General features: G+C 62.2%; 16 protein-coding genes. 8 read left to right on the top strand and 8 right to left on the bottom strand.

Annotated features, from left to right (window positions below; genetic code table 11):
• Window positions 1–750 precede the first annotated feature (750 nt).
• Complete coding sequence (locus tag DSM43276_RS11195; RefSeq protein ID WP_078331197.1) at window positions 751–1206, top strand: ATP-binding protein; 456 nt, start codon at window positions 751–753, stop codon at window positions 1204–1206.
• Window positions 1207–1232: 26 nt separating this feature from the next.
• Here the strand turns inward: DSM43276_RS11195 and DSM43276_RS11190 are convergent, their stop codons facing one another.
• The 4 genes from DSM43276_RS11190 to DSM43276_RS11175 all read right to left on the bottom strand — a co-directional run bounded on the left by DSM43276_RS11190 (window position 1233) and on the right by DSM43276_RS11175 (window position 4983).
• Window positions 1233–1655 (bottom strand): STAS domain-containing protein, encoded by a 423-nt coding sequence (locus DSM43276_RS11190; RefSeq protein WP_078331196.1) that lies wholly within the window; start codon window positions 1653–1655, stop codon window positions 1233–1235.
• 326 nt (window positions 1656–1981) lie between these two features.
• Window positions 1982–2800 (bottom strand): SigB/SigF/SigG family RNA polymerase sigma factor, encoded by an 819-nt coding sequence (locus DSM43276_RS11185; protein WP_078331195.1) that lies wholly within the window; start codon window positions 2798–2800, stop codon window positions 1982–1984.
• Between the two features lie 415 nt (window positions 2801–3215).
• Window positions 3216–3734: a flavin reductase family protein gene (locus tag DSM43276_RS11180; RefSeq protein WP_234803110.1), complete on the bottom strand. Its 519-nt coding sequence runs from the start codon at window positions 3732–3734 to the stop codon at window positions 3216–3218.
• Window positions 3735–3744: 10 nt separating this feature from the next.
• Complete coding sequence (locus DSM43276_RS11175; RefSeq protein ID WP_078331194.1) at window positions 3745–4983, bottom strand: oxygenase MpaB family protein; 1239 nt, start codon at window positions 4981–4983, stop codon at window positions 3745–3747.
• Window positions 4984–5072: 89 nt separating this feature from the next.
• On the opposite strand from DSM43276_RS11175, the gene DSM43276_RS11170 reads away from it, so the two are divergent.
• Complete coding sequence (locus DSM43276_RS11170) at window positions 5073–5720, top strand: TetR/AcrR family transcriptional regulator (protein ID WP_078331193.1); 648 nt, start codon at window positions 5073–5075, stop codon at window positions 5718–5720.
• An 11-nt stretch (window positions 5721–5731) separates the two neighbouring features.
• Here the strand turns inward: DSM43276_RS11170 and DSM43276_RS11165 are convergent, their stop codons facing one another.
• Both DSM43276_RS11165 and DSM43276_RS11160 read right to left on the bottom strand, forming a co-directional pair.
• Window positions 5732–5998 (bottom strand): YdeI/OmpD-associated family protein, encoded by a 267-nt coding sequence (locus tag DSM43276_RS11165; RefSeq protein WP_078331192.1) that lies wholly within the window; start codon window positions 5996–5998, stop codon window positions 5732–5734.
• Complete coding sequence (locus DSM43276_RS11160; RefSeq protein WP_078331191.1) at window positions 5995–6522, bottom strand: hypothetical protein; 528 nt, start codon at window positions 6520–6522, stop codon at window positions 5995–5997. The genes DSM43276_RS11165 and DSM43276_RS11160 overlap by 4 nt, the downstream gene beginning before the upstream one ends.
• A gap of 191 nt (window positions 6523–6713) precedes the next feature.
• On the opposite strand from DSM43276_RS11160, the gene DSM43276_RS11155 reads away from it, so the two are divergent.
• From DSM43276_RS11155 to DSM43276_RS11145, 3 genes are all read left to right on the top strand, one after another.
• Window positions 6714–7715: an alpha/beta fold hydrolase gene (locus DSM43276_RS11155; RefSeq protein WP_078331190.1), complete on the top strand. Its 1002-nt coding sequence runs from the start codon at window positions 6714–6716 to the stop codon at window positions 7713–7715.
• Window positions 7716–7772: 57 nt separating this feature from the next.
• Window positions 7773–9185 (top strand): Hsp70 family protein, encoded by a 1413-nt coding sequence (locus DSM43276_RS11150; RefSeq protein ID WP_078331189.1) that lies wholly within the window; start codon window positions 7773–7775, stop codon window positions 9183–9185.
• Window positions 9186–9348: 163 nt separating this feature from the next.
• Window positions 9349–9966 carry a DUF1345 domain-containing protein gene (locus DSM43276_RS11145; protein ID WP_078331188.1) on the top strand — a complete coding sequence of 206 codons (618 nt, stop codon included), beginning with the start codon at window positions 9349–9351 and terminating at the stop codon, window positions 9964–9966.
• On the opposite strand, the gene DSM43276_RS11140 is transcribed toward DSM43276_RS11145, so the two are convergent.
• Both DSM43276_RS11140 and DSM43276_RS11135 read right to left on the bottom strand, forming a co-directional pair.
• Window positions 9963–11111 (bottom strand): acyl-CoA dehydrogenase family protein, encoded by a 1149-nt coding sequence (locus tag DSM43276_RS11140; RefSeq protein ID WP_078331187.1) that lies wholly within the window; start codon window positions 11109–11111, stop codon window positions 9963–9965. The genes DSM43276_RS11145 and DSM43276_RS11140 overlap by 4 nt on opposite strands.
• Before the next feature lie 21 nt (window positions 11112–11132).
• Entirely contained in the window at window positions 11133–12362 is a 1230-nt protein-coding gene (locus DSM43276_RS11135) for an acyl-CoA dehydrogenase family protein (RefSeq protein WP_078331186.1), read from the bottom strand.
• A gap of 124 nt (window positions 12363–12486) precedes the next feature.
• Between DSM43276_RS11135 and DSM43276_RS11130 the strand changes: the two genes are divergently transcribed.
• The 3 genes from DSM43276_RS11130 (at window position 12487) to DSM43276_RS11120 (ending at window position 14488) form a co-directional block, all read left to right on the top strand.
• Window positions 12487–13113 (top strand): TetR/AcrR family transcriptional regulator, encoded by a 627-nt coding sequence (locus DSM43276_RS11130; protein WP_109556274.1) that lies wholly within the window; start codon window positions 12487–12489, stop codon window positions 13111–13113.
• Between the two features lie 236 nt (window positions 13114–13349).
• Entirely contained in the window at window positions 13350–13595 is a 246-nt protein-coding gene (locus DSM43276_RS11125) for a hypothetical protein (protein WP_109556279.1), read from the top strand.
• A gap of 86 nt (window positions 13596–13681) precedes the next feature.
• Window positions 13682–14488 carry an aminoglycoside 6-adenylyltransferase gene (locus DSM43276_RS11120; protein ID WP_109556278.1) on the top strand — a complete coding sequence of 269 codons (807 nt, stop codon included), beginning with the start codon at window positions 13682–13684 and terminating at the stop codon, window positions 14486–14488.
• Window positions 14489–14520 lie beyond the last annotated feature (32 nt).

Below are 14520 nucleotides of genomic sequence, written 5' to 3'. Positions count from 1 at the left end.
TCCGAGATAGGCGGCATCGTTGCCTCTGTCCAGACCTACCGGGTCTGGAGGCGCCGTGAGAGCTGTGGATCTGGCAAGGCGCCGGTTGGTTCCTGCTGTTGCTCATGGTGGCGAATCTCATGCTGGCCGGAAGGATGATGACGACCTGACTGCGCCCACCGGTTTGATCAACGGGATCGCGGGTACTGCTGGGATACCGGCTCCCAAACGCCGCGCATCTCGCGCAGCTGTTAGGTGAGTACCTTTGCCCCTCTTACCAATAGGAGAGGCCCTGGCTCCACACCGAACGTAGGCGGATTCGCCAGATGGAAAGACAATGTCACCAGAAACATTCGGAACCTACCCACGATTGAGCTAACACAGATAGCGGAGAGAGGGACGAGTGGAACCCAGAGTCGGCGTTTCCGTGCGGAAGTGCTCATTCGTTACGCGTCGACTTGCGTAATCGATGATTGAGTCGACGGTTCACCGGGTAGGCCACACCCATCATGAACGAACAGGCCCTACTCGTGCCCCGCGCCGCGGTGCTCTCCGACATGCATGTCGGCCTGTGCGAACCTTCTTGTGAACAGCGATCGGCCATGGATTCCTTTGGCCCGTCATACGACGACAGCGGCAGACGTATACTCGCGCTACCCAATTCCAATGGCGGCACGCATAGCTCGGCGTGGATGCTGATCGGCTGCAGGCACGTATTGGTTGTGCACCGATGATCCAGGTAATCTCGAACGCAGAAATCTTGGGAGAGACATGACCGAGACTCACACCGCACAATCCGGTAGTCAGGCGGACGACCGGTCTCTCACGTTCCAAACCGCCGCTCGGCTAGACAATCTGGCGATGGTACGTACGGTCGTAGCGGCGGCCGCGACATTTGACGACGTGGATATGGATACTGTGGCCGATCTGAAACTGGCCACAGATGAAGCGTGCACTCGACTCATCAGAGCATCTGTGCCCGAGGCCACGCTCACCGTCCGATTGGATTTTCATCCGGATCATTTCGGCATCGTGGCGTTCACGCACTGTTTGTCTGGGGAGGTTTTTCCGCTCGAAAGCTTCAGCTGGCACGTCCTCACCTCATTGGTAGACCACATCGAAACTTTCGAAGAGGAGGAACCGGCAGGCAGTGCCGGCCGGATCGTCGGTGTCACCATGACTACGGCACGAGACGCCACTGCTGCGGTGCGTGTGGCGCATGGATAGTGCCGCCCCTCAAATACCGCTTACGGCTACAGTGCCAACTTTCTCCATACCTCGGGTATTGAATCGCTCAGCGGGAAAGTGCTGCTGTCCCCACTGATGTCGAGGAGCCTCGTCACGGCGCGACCCGGAATCACGGACCATTCGATCCCTTGCATCGCACAATGGCGACGTATTTCGTCCAGGGCCACCAGGCCGTCGGTTCCGAAGAAGCGCAGTCCTTCTAGATTGAGCACCAAAGTCCGGTGCCCATCTAGGTAACGTGTTGCATACTCCGTGAGGTGGCTGGCGTTGACTGCATCGATCTCCCCGGTGACACTCACCAGGACTGCAGATGGACGGTGCCAATGAGCCGTGAACCGCGCCGTGTCGTCCGTTGATGAAAATAGAGAAATGACACCGGTTTTGGTTCGAGCCGAGAAACGTGATGCATTCTGGTCAATGACAGACATATGACTCCATCGATCGAAGCGTGCATTCTTTCGGATTGGAGACACCAGGCTGCTCGCCCGATACAAGGGGCCCAACACTGCACTGGCATCTACAGATCCTGCGCGGCTGTGGACTCAACCTGATGACGACGTTACGCCGACTCGCATTCGTGCACAATGTTTCTAGCGAGCGGGGTCGTTCAGCGCAAACATCGGCGAACCGCATTGTCAGGTACTCGAGCTATCAAGCTAATTTTGATGATCGTGACGCTGATCCGGTTGGGCTCCCCCAGCGGGGCATGCTGCGGGTAGTCATGCGCGAAGCCACGTATCGGTCGGAGTGGCGACTACTGCAGTTGTTCCCGGAGGTATCGCAGTGTGTCGCTGAGAATCCGTGACACATGCATCTGGGACACGCCGATCTGCTCAGCTATTTGACTCTGCGTCATCCCTTTGAAGAACCTAAGTTCCAGGACGATGCGCTCGCGAGGCGGCAAGCCAGCCAACAGCGGACGTACTGCCTCGCGATTCGTGACGTGTTCAAGCGCTGGGTCGTTGTCACCCAGCAAGTCGGCCAAATGCTTGGATTCGTCATCTCCGTACGCCACAGGTGCGTCGATTGACTGGGGCTGATATGCATCCGCCGCAACCAGGCTCTCCACGACTTCTTCACGGCTGATACCCAATTCGGTTGCCAATTCACTGGCGGTGGGTGACCGTTGCAGGTTCTGCGTTAATTCCGCAGTGGCCCTAGCGATCTGGGCATGCCTGTCCCGGATGGAACGGGGCACGTGCATTGACCAACTATGGTCGCGGAAATGCCGACGCACCTCCCCCATCATGGTAGGAACGGCGAAACCAAGGAAGCTCGAACCTTTTTCGGGATCAAAGCGGTTAACCGCATTGAGTAGTCCAACACGCGCCACTTGGGTCAGGTCTTCGAGATCCTCACCACGGCGATCGAAATGGCGTGCGACATTGTCGGCCAAATGGAGACACCTGGTCACGATCTGCTCACGGAGACGGTGGTACGCGGGGCTATCGGGCGGCAGGTCGCGGAGCGCCAGAAACATGTCGGGAACGTCCGAGTAGTCGTCGGATGTTCCACTTGGTTTGGATCTAGCCTCCGTGCGCCCGGTCTCCGGAGCATCCACAGGGCATTCCATTTATGAACCCTCTCAACGCTGTCGACGAAACAGCTCGTTCGACTGGGCCAACTGCGTCCGCGTCGGCGAGCTGCGCCCGCATTCCGATGGCGGATCGCTTGCCGTTCCTGTGCCGGCGGGACCCTGTCCTCCTATGTCAACCATAGGCGCTGCTTCCCCCACACTAAGCGGATATTGCGATGGGCACCACCCGGTGTCCGCTAGAAAATGCAGGTTTGGTTCTGCGGCCCGCGGGTAGTCCACCATCGAATGGCCGTCCGCCGGATCCCGAAGGGGATCGCCGATATCGTTTGACTACACCCTCGGCCCTGCGATTCGCGTTTGCCCGGGTGTTTATGCGCTGCAATGCGATTCGGCACCGATGGCTGGAGGCTCTTGTTCGGCGCCCGCCAATGAATGTCGTCCGGCCCGGTTCTCACGCTTCGTGGCCCGGATGGAGATGTGTGGCATTGCGGGATGTCACGTATCCAGAAATTTCCGATGCCTGACACACGGCTACCGGCGCCAGTACGTGCCCCACGTGGTCGCCAAGCTTGACGCGTGTGGCGATCTCACCGACAAACCAGGCCGACGCATCCTGCAGTATCGGGGCACCGTGCGGGCCCTTGAGCCAGGAACATGCCGCGAACTTGTCGACGCAGTCGCCCGTCATCTCCCCAAAAAGGTGGACCAGCTCACCTTGCGCCCGGGGGATCACATGCACTGCCAGATGGCTTGCCTCGTGCGAAACCCGCCAGGTGTGGTTCTGTTCGGACAGCCCTACGAGAAATAGTGGTGGGTCGATGCTGACCTGACTGGCGAAACCGACGAGACATCCCGAGGGGCCGTCGGCTCCCTGCACCGTCACCACATACATAGGGTGGTCCAGTTGGCTCATGAGGCTGGCGAAATCTGCAGGCACATCCGACTCCCCTGAAGCTGCCGCGCTGACCATTCCTCACACGCTAGGCGGCATGCCCCACCCAGCTGGCGGAATGTCCGATCTTCGCATGTCCCTCGGCGCTAAGGGCCTGCATGAACTCATACTGCCGACGTGAGCCGTTGTGCGCTTGCCTGAGGCGGCCGCCGGGCAGTATGAAGTTCGCGCCGGTGCGTAGCAGGTTCACCGGGATTCGCAGCATCGGATACCACGGAGGCATATAGGTGGGCAGCCCAAGTCTGCGCATTTGCGCCCGCCCGATGTACATCGTGGTGATCGAAATATGTTGTGCCCATGCGATTCGACGGCGGATGGCTTCGAAATTCGAGTAGCGCCAATGCAGCGGATCATTGGCCATCGGCACCGCCATCGCTCGGCTGGTCTCATCAGGGCGGTGCAATGACATCAGGTAGTGGTACAGCCGCTTCATCGCATCGCGAAAACTCACGGGAAGGTATTGTTCCTCGACACCCATGAGCCACCCCACATATCGGGTCAGGTGTGCAACACCGTCCAGCTCGCGAGGTGTCGCGACGATACCGAACGACAGCGACAGCACCGCCGGTACGTAGATTGCACCGAGAATGGTTGCCGCCATGTCGGTTTGATTGACCGGTGTCCCCCAATCCTCGGCCTGCCATTCGGGTAATGCTCCGACATGCCGTCGCACGAACGCGTGAATCATCCGAACATGCAGGGTCGCTTGATAACCGCTCCCCTGCGGCGACAGGCCGTCATCGGCAATCGTGCTGAGTGCCCACTGCATAGTTTCGGCGAAGCGCTGGGCGCTCCCACTTTCCCCGCTCTGTCCCGTCTTGGTGAGAAGAAGCGTCCGGTTGATGCCTGACGCAGCGAAACCGCCCAAGAACGGGACGTCTCGCGCCAGGAAGATCGTGTCGAGGCCGCCACGCTGAAAGAATCTTTGCCCGGACCGAATTCGCTTCCAGTCAACCCAATCCGGTGTTGCTTCGATGTGTGTGAAGAAGTCTAGTAACGGTTCGGGCGGGTTCTCGACACTGCGGATCCCTTGGGCCATTGCCTGGTTGAAAAGGGGTCGGGTGGAGTCCATCCCCTGTGCGTACATCCAGTCAACCAAGTCGTCCATCGGCTGGTCCCCCGCGTTCAGGGCAGCGCCGATGGTGCACCACTCCGCGTCGGTTGGCGGGTCGATCAACATTGCCTTGGCCAGGAGGCCGACCACGGGCACCTTACGGCGGTCTTGAGGGTGGCGGGCGGGGGCGACGGGGGCTGCGTGAGGTGCCATGAGCGGGTTCCTTCCGGAGTGGGAGGCAATTCTGGTGGAAGTCTCCACCAGAAGTTGCTTTTGTGCAAGGACTCCACCAGAATTGGAGAATGACGGCCACACGCGGTTACGGCGGGATACCTGCAGAGCAGCGACGGGCCGAGCGTCGTGCGCGCCTCCTCGATGCGTCGCTCGAGATTGTCGGTTCACAGGGGTACAACAGCCTCTCGGTCTCGGGTTTGTGCCAGGCCACGGGACTGAACGACCGGTATTTCTATGAGCATTTCGAGAACCGCCACGCGATCTTCGTGGCACTGGTCGATGAGCTGGCGGCTCAGACGTTGGCGGCCATGACCGCTGCCATCGCCGCCTCAGGGAGCAATGGACGGCAGATCGTGCGGGCCGGGTTAGGTGCGTGTATTGATCTGCTCACCGGAGATCCGCGTAAGGCGCGTGTGGTGTTTGTCGAATCCCCCGCGCACAATTCACACCAACACCGCACCCAGATACGCGGCATGTTTATTGCCCTGATGCGTGCCCAGGCGGATCGAATGGCTTCCGAAGCCCTATCGCGGGATCGGGAACACAGGGTCACGCTTGCGGGCGTCCAATTGTTCGGCGCGCTCATGGAGAGTGTGACGAGTTGGCTTGCCGGTGATCTCGCCATCGGCAAGGAGCAGCTGATCGATCTGAGCGCCGATCTCCTGTTGACGGTGACGAATCACGTACTGGCCGTTGATAACATCCCCTCTGCCTGAGGTTACTGCGGCTACCTGCCGGTGCGCTCGCGGTGCTTACACCCGGGCCAGCAGCAGGGCCGGCGCTTGCCCTCTTCGAGTTCCTCTTGTGTCCGCCGAATACGGCGCACCCGAGTGGCCTCCTGCTTCGCGTCCTCGACCCAGCAGATGAACTCGTTGCGCCCCAATGGCGTGATGTCCTGCCACAGGGCCAGGGCCGTGGGGTTCTCGATCAGTGCCGAGCGCAGGTCGGCAGGCAGCGTGTGTACGACTCCCCCGGCGACCTTCGGGCTGCTCACGGCGCGGGGTTGGTTTGGGCAGCATTGTCCGGAGCGGGTCCGGTCGGCTCATAGCCGGGTGGAGGAGGGCCCGTCAACGAGGTGTACCCGGGTGGCAGCGGCGGTCCCGAGGGGGCCGGTGCGTAGGGGTCGCGTATCCGCCCCGGGTTGGAGGACTCCGGGGCATTCGTCGAGATATAACCCGGGGGCAGCTGCGGTGCGGGCCCCGCACCGGCCGGTCGCCCGGCGACGCCTTCCGGCGTGTCCATCGGCCCGTCTTTTGCCTGATGGTATAGGTCGCGGATGGTCCCCAGCGGACCTCCGGACCCCGAGCCATACGAGGGGTTCGCGACCTCGGGAACTGATGGCTGAGCAGGCGGCGGGGGCGGCGGACCGACAGGTGCGGTGGCCGAGGCCGCCGCATCCGGAACCGACGGCCCGGGCTGGGGGCCAGGTGCCACAGGATCGGCTCCGGCGGGAGTCGGCAGGGATAGCGCGGCACCGGCGACAATCACGCCAGCGACGAACAGCTTGGCTACATCCATCGAGTCATCGTCGCATAGACGATCAGCAGCTGCTGGTCACTGGCGGTGCAGTGCGGCGATGCCGCGCCTGGGGCTGATCTTCGCCGAGCATCACGAAGCTCCTCCGGATGGTTACCCCGCCGTTGTAGAGTCCCACGGCGTCATCACCTGGGGCGACACCAACAGACCTCTCACGGAATCGGTTCCCTGACATGATCAGCAGACGTGGATTTTCCAAGGTGGCGCTGGCCGCGGCGGTCGGCGCAACCACCCTCGGGGCCTGCTCGAACGGCGCCAGTGTCGACACGACTCGACCACGCACACAGTTCCCGCCCCTCACACAGATCGACGCCGGCCTGCTCAACGTCGGATACGTCGATGAAGGGCCTTCCGACGGACAGCCGGTGATCCTGCTACACGGCTGGCCCTATGACATTCACAGTTATCTCGATGTGGTACCGCTGCTGACCACCAAGGGATTTCGGGTTCTGGTCCCATATCTGCGGGGGTACGGCAGCACCCGGTTCAGGTCCACCGATACCTTCCGCAATGGTCAACAAGCAGCGCTTGCCACCGACGTCATCGACTTCATGGACGCGCTGAAGATTCCCTCGGCCATCCTCGGTGGATTCGACTGGGGTGCCCGTAGCGCCGACATTGTCGCCGCTATCTGGCCTGAGCGGGTGAAAGCGCTGGTGGCGGTCAGCGGTTACATCATCGTGAATCTGGAAGCCAACCAGCAGCCGCTGTCGCCGCAGGCGGAACTGGGCTGGTGGTACCAGTACTACTTCTCCACCGATCGTGGCGTGCGCGGCTACCGGCAAAACACCCGCGACTTCAACGAGCTCATCTGGCACAACGCCTCTCCGATGTGGCACTTCGATGACATCACTTACAACCGCTCGGCCGGGGCATTCGACAACCCCGACCATGTCGACATCGTCATTCACAACTACCGCTGGCGACTCGGGCTGGCCACAGGCGAGCCGCGCTATGACGCTATTGAGGCCAAACTGGCGGCCAAGCCGATCATCGGCGTGCCGGCCATCACGATCGGCAGCGATTTCGACGGGGTGGCCAAGGACGGGGCGACCTACCGGAAGATGTTCACCGGCAAGTACACCCACCGGATACTCGACGGAATCGGCCACAACGTCCCGCAGGAAGCGCCCAAAGAATTCGCCACCGCGATCATCGACGCCAACGCCCTTTAGGCTTCCCCCAGAAGCCGCCCGCCTAGAATCACTGAGGAACAGGCGAACAGGTAGGGAATGAACTCACTCGGAATGTCGATCGGGGCTACACAGCTGGTCGCCACCGACGGCAACCCTGACGGCGTCCCCGTCGTGCGGACCTCGATGCTCACGCTCCACGAGGATCGGCCCTCGGAGGTCGGTATCCCGAAGGAACCTGGCCTGGCCCTCACCGGATTCGTCGATCGCATCGGTGACCCTGTCGGAATCGTCGGGGCCGACGGATCCGTGCACAGTGCCGATTGGGTGATGGCCGAGGCCATCCGGGTCATGATCGCCGACGCGGCCGTGGTGGCGAACTTCGATACTCCCCCGGCACTCGCGGCTGCCGTCCCGGCCCATTGGGGTACGCACTCCATCGCCGCGTTGCGCGCCGCCATCGACAAGGTGCCCGCCCTGGCACCCGGCGGCACCCCGATGAAGCTGGTGCCCGACGCACGCGCCGCACTGGAGAGCGCGCGTGATCGCCTCCCCGCTCATGGTGTCGTCATTGTCTGCGATTTTGGCGGAACCGGCACCAGCATCACGCTCGCCGACGCCGCACGTAACTTCGAGCCCATCGGCCAGACCGTTCGCCATCGTGACTTCTCGGGGCAGCGCATTGACCAGGAGCTCTTGACGCGGGTTCTTGCCGGCCTCAACCAGGACCCGGACGGAACGGCATCCCTGGGCGCCTTGACGCGCCTGCGTGATCGCTGCCGCGCGGCGAAGGAGCATCTGTCGGCCGACACGACGACCGTGGTTCCCGTTGAGCTGCCCGGCCTCGCCTCTGATGTGCGGCTTACCCGCAGTGAGCTGGAGGACTGGATTCGGGAGCCGTTGACCATGCTGATCACCGGGATTCAAGAAACCTTGGAAAGCAACAACATTCCTTCTGCCGGGGTCAGTGCCGTCCTTAGCATCGGCGGCGGTTCCGGCATCCCCCTTGTCACCCAACAGCTTTCCGAACGCTTGCGCTGCCCGATCATCGCCGCACCGCAGCCTCAGCTCGCCGCTGCGTTCGGGGCTGCCGTCATGGCCGGTCAACCAGAGGAAACGCCGTCCCCGGAAGCAACCATGATGCGGCCGGTACCCGCGGGTGAAGAAACCGCCAAGAGCCCCGCATCCAAACCCATCGACACCGTCGAATCCGACAGGTTGGCCTGGTCAGAAGGCGACACCTCCCCGGAATTGCAGGAGTACCAGGACTACTCGACTCCCGTCACCGCCGCCCGACCCGAGGTGACGTTCAGCCCCGGACCGGGCGACTACCGTGACACCGACCGGATGCGTTGGTTCCAGCGACCGTTCCTCTGGTTCCTTGCCGCGGCAGTGTTCTCCGGGGCCATATTTACCGCACTGTTTATCGCGTGGCAGGACCGCGACGATGCTCCGTCTCCGAGCAACCGGACATCAACCACGACGACAGTGACCACCTCGCCGCACCCCTAGTCCTCGTGAATCCTGTTTTAGGCCAGCGGTTCTGAGTGGTATCCGAGCCTCGCGGCACGCACCGATGTGAGCTATAAAAGTAAGAGTCGGAAGGCGTGATGTGCCTTCCTTTTTTCGTGTCAGCACTGTTGGATGTCGGGATGGTGTTGTTCGAGGAGAAGGCATGACCGGCGCCAGGCGATTCTGGATCGCGCTCGTAGCGGGGTTGACGGCCGGCGCCTTGACATGGACGCTCTTGCAGCGGTGGCAGGTTGCATTGCTCGCGGTAGTCATCATGTCCGCCGTCGTCAATGTCGTGTGGGCGCTCACTGTGTTGTGGCCCATGGATCCCGACCAAACACGTGCCCGCGCGAGCAGCGAGGACATGGACGGCGAGCTGGGCGACCTGGCGATGCTGCTAGTGCTGGTGGCCAGCTTGTCCGCAATCGGGATACTTCTGATCTCGGCCAACGAGGAGGACAAGGGTGCCTACGCAGGACTATGCATCGGAGCGATCCTGACGGTGTGGGCGATGCTGCACACGATCTACGCTGCTCGATACGCACGGATCTACTATCAGGGCGCCCCGGGAGGTATCGACTTCAACTCCGAAGTCCCGCCTCGCTACGTCGACTTCTACTACTTCTCCTTCAATCTCGGTATGACCTATCAGGTCTCCGATACCGCCGTCACCGAGTCACACATTCGCGATGTGGTGTTGAAGCACTGCCTTTTCAGCTACATCTACGGCACCGTCATCATCGCGTGCACGATCAACCTGGTCATCAACCTCGTCGGCTAAGCCTGGGCACTACGCGCGCGCTGATACCGCGTGGTGTGGAAGTCGCGATTGCCGAATTCTGACTCAATTGCAGTGAGGCGCTTGAAGTAATGCCCGATCGCCAGCTCCTCGGTCATCCCCATACCGCCGTGCAGCTGGACGGCCTCCTGCCCGACCAGACGGGCCGCGCGCGAGATGGTTGCCTTGGCTGCCGACACTGCACGGGTGCGGCGCGGGCCACCGAGATTAAGCGAGGCCAAGTAGGAGGCGGCCACCGCCTGCTCGACCTCAATGTGCATATTTACCATGCGGTGTTGCAAAGCTTGGAAATTGGAGATTGTCACGCCAAATTGCTGACGTTGCTTGGTGTATTCGACCGTGTCGGCCAACACCTTACGCAGCATTCCCACTGCCTCAGCCACGGTGGCGGCCGTAGCTTCGTCGAGGGCCGCATCGATCAGCGGCCAGGCCTCGTTCACCTCCGAGATACGCGCAGAATCCGGCACGCGTAGACCGGTCATTACGAGGTCGCTGGCATGGTGATCATCGATTGTCCGATAGTGATGTGCAGCGATTCCCTGGGGTGGGCTCGCGGGATCGAACGGTATCGCGAACAGCGTGAGACCCGCGGTGTCGGCGTCGTTGCCCGCGGTACGGGCGGTGATCAACAGATGACTGGCGATCGGCGCGTCGCTCACCACGATCTTCTCGCCGTCGAGTACCCACTCTTGTCCCTCGCGACGGGCAGTTGTCCGCACCGAGTGAAACGATTGCCCGGAAGTTGGCTCCAGAGCGGCGAATCCAGTCACCACATCGCCAGCCGCAATGCCACCGACGAGGTCCTTGGCAAGGTCGCTGTTCGAGCGCCGGAGCAGGCCGCCGCCAAGCACCACCGTGCCGATGAAGGGCTCGACGACGAGATGCTGTCCGAGCACCTCCGCGATGACTAGTACCTCCTCCGCGCCGCCACCCAGACCGCCACGGTCCTCAGGCAGCGGCGCGGCAAGGATCCCGAGCTCCTCGGCGAAGGACTTCCACACCTGCGGCTGCCAGCCGACGTCCGAGCGTGCCGCGCGGCGGCTGGCGGCCAGGGCGTAACGGGTGGACAGGAAATCCGAAACAGAGTTCTTCAGGAGCTGTTGTTCGTCGGTAAGACTGAAATCCATGGTGGTGTTCGCTCTTGTCTGTCAGAGGCCGAGTTGGGCCTTGGCGAGGATGTTGCGCTGAATCTCGTTGGAACCTGCATAGATTGACCCCGCACGGTCGTTGAAGTAGTGCAGTGGCGCTACCGCCTGCCACAGCTCACCGCTGTGGTAGCCGTCGGCGGGCGGGGTGTACTCGACGACCGGACCGCCCGGCTTCGTGACATGGGGCTGATACACGCGGCCACGCGGACCTGCGGCCTCCAGTGTGAGCGTGGTCAACGCCTGGGACAGTTCGGTGCCAAGAATCTTGAGCATCGAGGACGCCGTTCCCGGATTACCGCCACCCGCGACGACCGCCAGCACCCGGTGCTCAAGAACTTCCATGACGTCGATACGTATGGCGAGATCGGCGAGCTTCGCGCCGAACACGGGATCGTCTGCCAGGGTGCCATTCTCGGCGGGCACCGACTGGGTGGCCGCACTCAGCTGGTCGAGGCCCACCTGCAGCATGGGGGCCACTGCCCCACCACCACGCTCGAACTCAAGGAGGTACTTGGCGACGGTCCACCCCTCGTCGATCTCACCGAGGACGTTCGTTTTGGGGACGCGCACGTTGTCGAAGAACACCACGTTCTGCACCTCCTCGCCCGAGCTCATCACCAGTGGCTTGACGTCGATGCCGGGTGAGGTGAAATCGATCAGGATGAAGGTGATACCGAGCTGCTTCTTCGGGCCCTTGGTCGTGCGGACCAGGGCGAACATCCAATTGGCCTCGCGTGCATGGGTTGTCCAGATCTTGGAGCCATTGAGGATCACGTCGTCACCGTCGGAGACCGCCGACATCTGCAACGACGCCAGGTCCGAGCCGGACTCGGGCTCGCTGTAACCCTGACAGAAGAAGACCTCCCCCGTCAGAATGCGGGGTAGGAAATAGTCCTTTTGCTCCTGCGTACCGAACTTGACGATTGCGTGCGCGACCATCCGAATGCCCATGGGCGACAACGCGGGCGCCCCAGCAAGGGTCGATTCGACCGCGAAGATGTAGTGCTGCGCCACAGTCCAGGGCTGCCCACCGTGTTTCACTGGCCAGGCCGGTGCCGCCCATCCCTTCTCGTGAAGGATGGCCTGCCATTGGAGGCTCGCCTCGTGGTCGCTGTACACACTCGTTTGCAGGCGACCTGCGGTGCGCAGATCCTCGGTGAGGCTCGTTTCCAGGAACTCCCGGACCTCCGTACGGAATTGTTCTTCCTCTGCCGAGAAGGCCAGGTCCATGTGCACTCCGTTGTGTCGAGGCTGTGGTGGGAAGCGATGAATCCAACCAATCTGGATGCAAGCGCATTCAGATTAGTGCCCGTTCTGCCCACAGGCAAATACCGGTTCCTGTAAGACTGGGTGAGTGTCATCTCCAGCCGGCCGCTCGTACAGCGGTCTTCCCGCCGACGAACGCGTGGCTCGGCGTCGGCAGCAGCTGATGGAGGTGGGACTCGACATCCTCGGCGCCCCGGACGGGCCCGGCGACCTCACGCTGCGTACCGTCTGTCAGCGCTCCGGTCTGGCGCAACGCTATTTCTACGAAAGCTTTGCCGACAAGGACGAATTCGCCATCGCGATCTTCGATTGGGCCGTTGAGGGACTGACGTCCACCATCGAGGCCGAGGTGGCCGCGGCGGCGCCGCGCCAGCAGGTGAGGGCCGGTATCAGCAGCGTGGTGCGTGTCATCAACGCGGACCGTCGCATCGGGCAGCTGCTCTATAGCCCGCGCCAGGTCAATCCGGTTCTGGTGCGCAAGAGGTTCGAGGCCACGGCGATGTTTGTGTCGCTGTTCGCCCAGCATCTGCGCGACTGGTTTCGCCGCGATGACGACGGCAGCCTTCCGGTGCTGGCCCATTTCGTCGTGGGCGGCGTTGGGCAGGCCGTCGCGGCATGGCTGAATCAGGACATCGCGGGCACCGAAGAAGCGCTCATCGATCAGTTGGTCGAGATGCTCCTGGCCCACGGGCCGGAACGCTCCACGCAACTCTGAGATTCGGTCGCTGGCGTCACCTACCCCTACCCCGCGCCGGTATCCTGAGGATTAGCTGATATCTACATGAGAGCTTCCTGATTTCCTTGGAGGCTGTCTAGACATGCCGACTCAAATTGATATATGCATAGATAGCAATGTATTTGCGTGCGCGGGTTGCACCAGATTCGATTAGCTGATTGATGGAAAGGCGGAGAGGTACGGGCATGAAGGTATTTGTGGCAGTGAGTTCGGCAATGGTCGTCGGCGTAGTCACGCTGATCGGGTCCCCGGTGGCCGAGGCGGCACCGGAGCCCCCGCCCGTGTGTTACGCGAACCAGCCGAGCGTCGGTTCGACCGACTTCGATCCGTGTCTTGCCCCGGGCGATGTCGAGTACCAGCAAGGCGCCCATCAGCCCACCTACGAGGGCGCCAATCCGTTGACGCCAACCGGGGTCAACCCATTCGTGCCGGATGGCACGAACAAGAACAACGCCGGCTAGCGGACACCCGCGACGCGCGCGAAACACCTGACCGACACGCGGAAGAGCCCTTGAGAACTCCACGCCGGGCAGCCAAGGATATGGGTGTGAATTACGGTGAGGTGCTTGAGAAGTTGGTCGCATGGGCGACCGAGGTGGATGCCGTCCGGGCGGTCATCGTCACCGGCTCCGCGGCCAAGGGGGACGTTCACCCTCTGTCGGATCGGGACATCGAGCTCTACGCGTCCGAGCCCGATGACCTGGCGGACGAGGATTCGTGGTGGGCATCGCTGGGCGAAGTTCTTGTGGTCGAGCGTCTGGAAGACGAGGACTCCGGGTATCAGACCCGCCTGATCTACTACGCCGGCGGCAAGCTCGACTTCACCCTGATTCCCGCCGAGGATCTCGCCGACATGGAGCATGATCGGCCTTTCCACGTGTTGGTCGACAAGGACGGTCAGGCACCTGACCCGAGCGCGGTGAACGCACCGGAGGGCGACCTGCCCGACGAGGAGGAGTTCGACGAGAGCGTGCACTGGGGCTACGCCGCGGCGCTGATGTGTGCGAAAGCCGTAGTACGCGAGGAGCTCTGGTCGGCGAAACTACGCGACCAAGACCTCAAGGAAGAGCTGCTGCGCATCATTGAGTGGGACCACCGCGTTCGGTATGGCACCGCGCATGACACGCGCTACCTGGGAACCCGCATGAACAGCTGGATGGATGCTGATGTGCGCGACGAAGTCGAGGGCTGTTGGGCGCATTTCGATGCCGACGACACCGTCAACACGCTGCGGCGGACGGTGGACCTGTTCGCGCGGCTGTCGGCACGTACCGGCGCCGCCCTCGGTTTCAAACCGTTTCGTCACGAACGGCTGCGGCGCGAGATTGAGCAGATCCTGTCGCTGCGCGCTTAGGAGGCTGCTAACACCAGCACCCGCCGAGGCCC

The organism is Mycobacteroides salmoniphilum (assembly GCF_004924335.1).
Lineage (GTDB): Bacteria > Actinomycetota > Actinomycetes > Mycobacteriales > Mycobacteriaceae > Mycobacterium > Mycobacterium salmoniphilum.
This window is presented reverse-complemented; position numbering and strand designations above follow the sequence as displayed.

Coding starts and splice junctions, on each gene's coding strand:
- DSM43276_RS11195 (WP_078331197.1), top strand. CDS start 751: ATGACCGAGACTCACACCGCACAATCCGGTAGTCAGGCGGACGACCGG.
- DSM43276_RS11190 (WP_078331196.1), bottom strand. CDS start 1,655: ATGTCTGTCATTGACCAGAATGCATCACGTTTCTCGGCTCGAACCAAA.
- DSM43276_RS11185 (WP_078331195.1), bottom strand. CDS start 2,800: ATGGAATGCCCTGTGGATGCTCCGGAGACCGGGCGCACGGAGGCTAGA.
- DSM43276_RS11180 (WP_234803110.1), bottom strand. CDS start 3,734: ATGGTCAGCGCGGCAGCTTCAGGGGAGTCGGATGTGCCTGCAGATTTC.
- DSM43276_RS11175 (WP_078331194.1), bottom strand. CDS start 4,983: ATGGCACCTCACGCAGCCCCCGTCGCCCCCGCCCGCCACCCTCAAGAC.
- DSM43276_RS11170 (WP_078331193.1), top strand. CDS start 5,073: ATGACGGCCACACGCGGTTACGGCGGGATACCTGCAGAGCAGCGACGG.
- DSM43276_RS11160 (WP_078331191.1), bottom strand. CDS start 6,522: ATGGATGTAGCCAAGCTGTTCGTCGCTGGCGTGATTGTCGCCGGTGCC.
- DSM43276_RS11155 (WP_078331190.1), top strand. CDS start 6,714: ATGATCAGCAGACGTGGATTTTCCAAGGTGGCGCTGGCCGCGGCGGTC.
- DSM43276_RS11150 (WP_078331189.1), top strand. CDS start 7,773: ATGAACTCACTCGGAATGTCGATCGGGGCTACACAGCTGGTCGCCACC.
- DSM43276_RS11145 (WP_078331188.1), top strand. CDS start 9,349: ATGACCGGCGCCAGGCGATTCTGGATCGCGCTCGTAGCGGGGTTGACG.
- DSM43276_RS11140 (WP_078331187.1), bottom strand. CDS start 11,111: ATGGATTTCAGTCTTACCGACGAACAACAGCTCCTGAAGAACTCTGTT.
- DSM43276_RS11135 (WP_078331186.1), bottom strand. CDS start 12,362: ATGGACCTGGCCTTCTCGGCAGAGGAAGAACAATTCCGTACGGAGGTC.
- DSM43276_RS11125 (WP_109556279.1), top strand. CDS start 13,350: ATGGTCGTCGGCGTAGTCACGCTGATCGGGTCCCCGGTGGCCGAGGCG.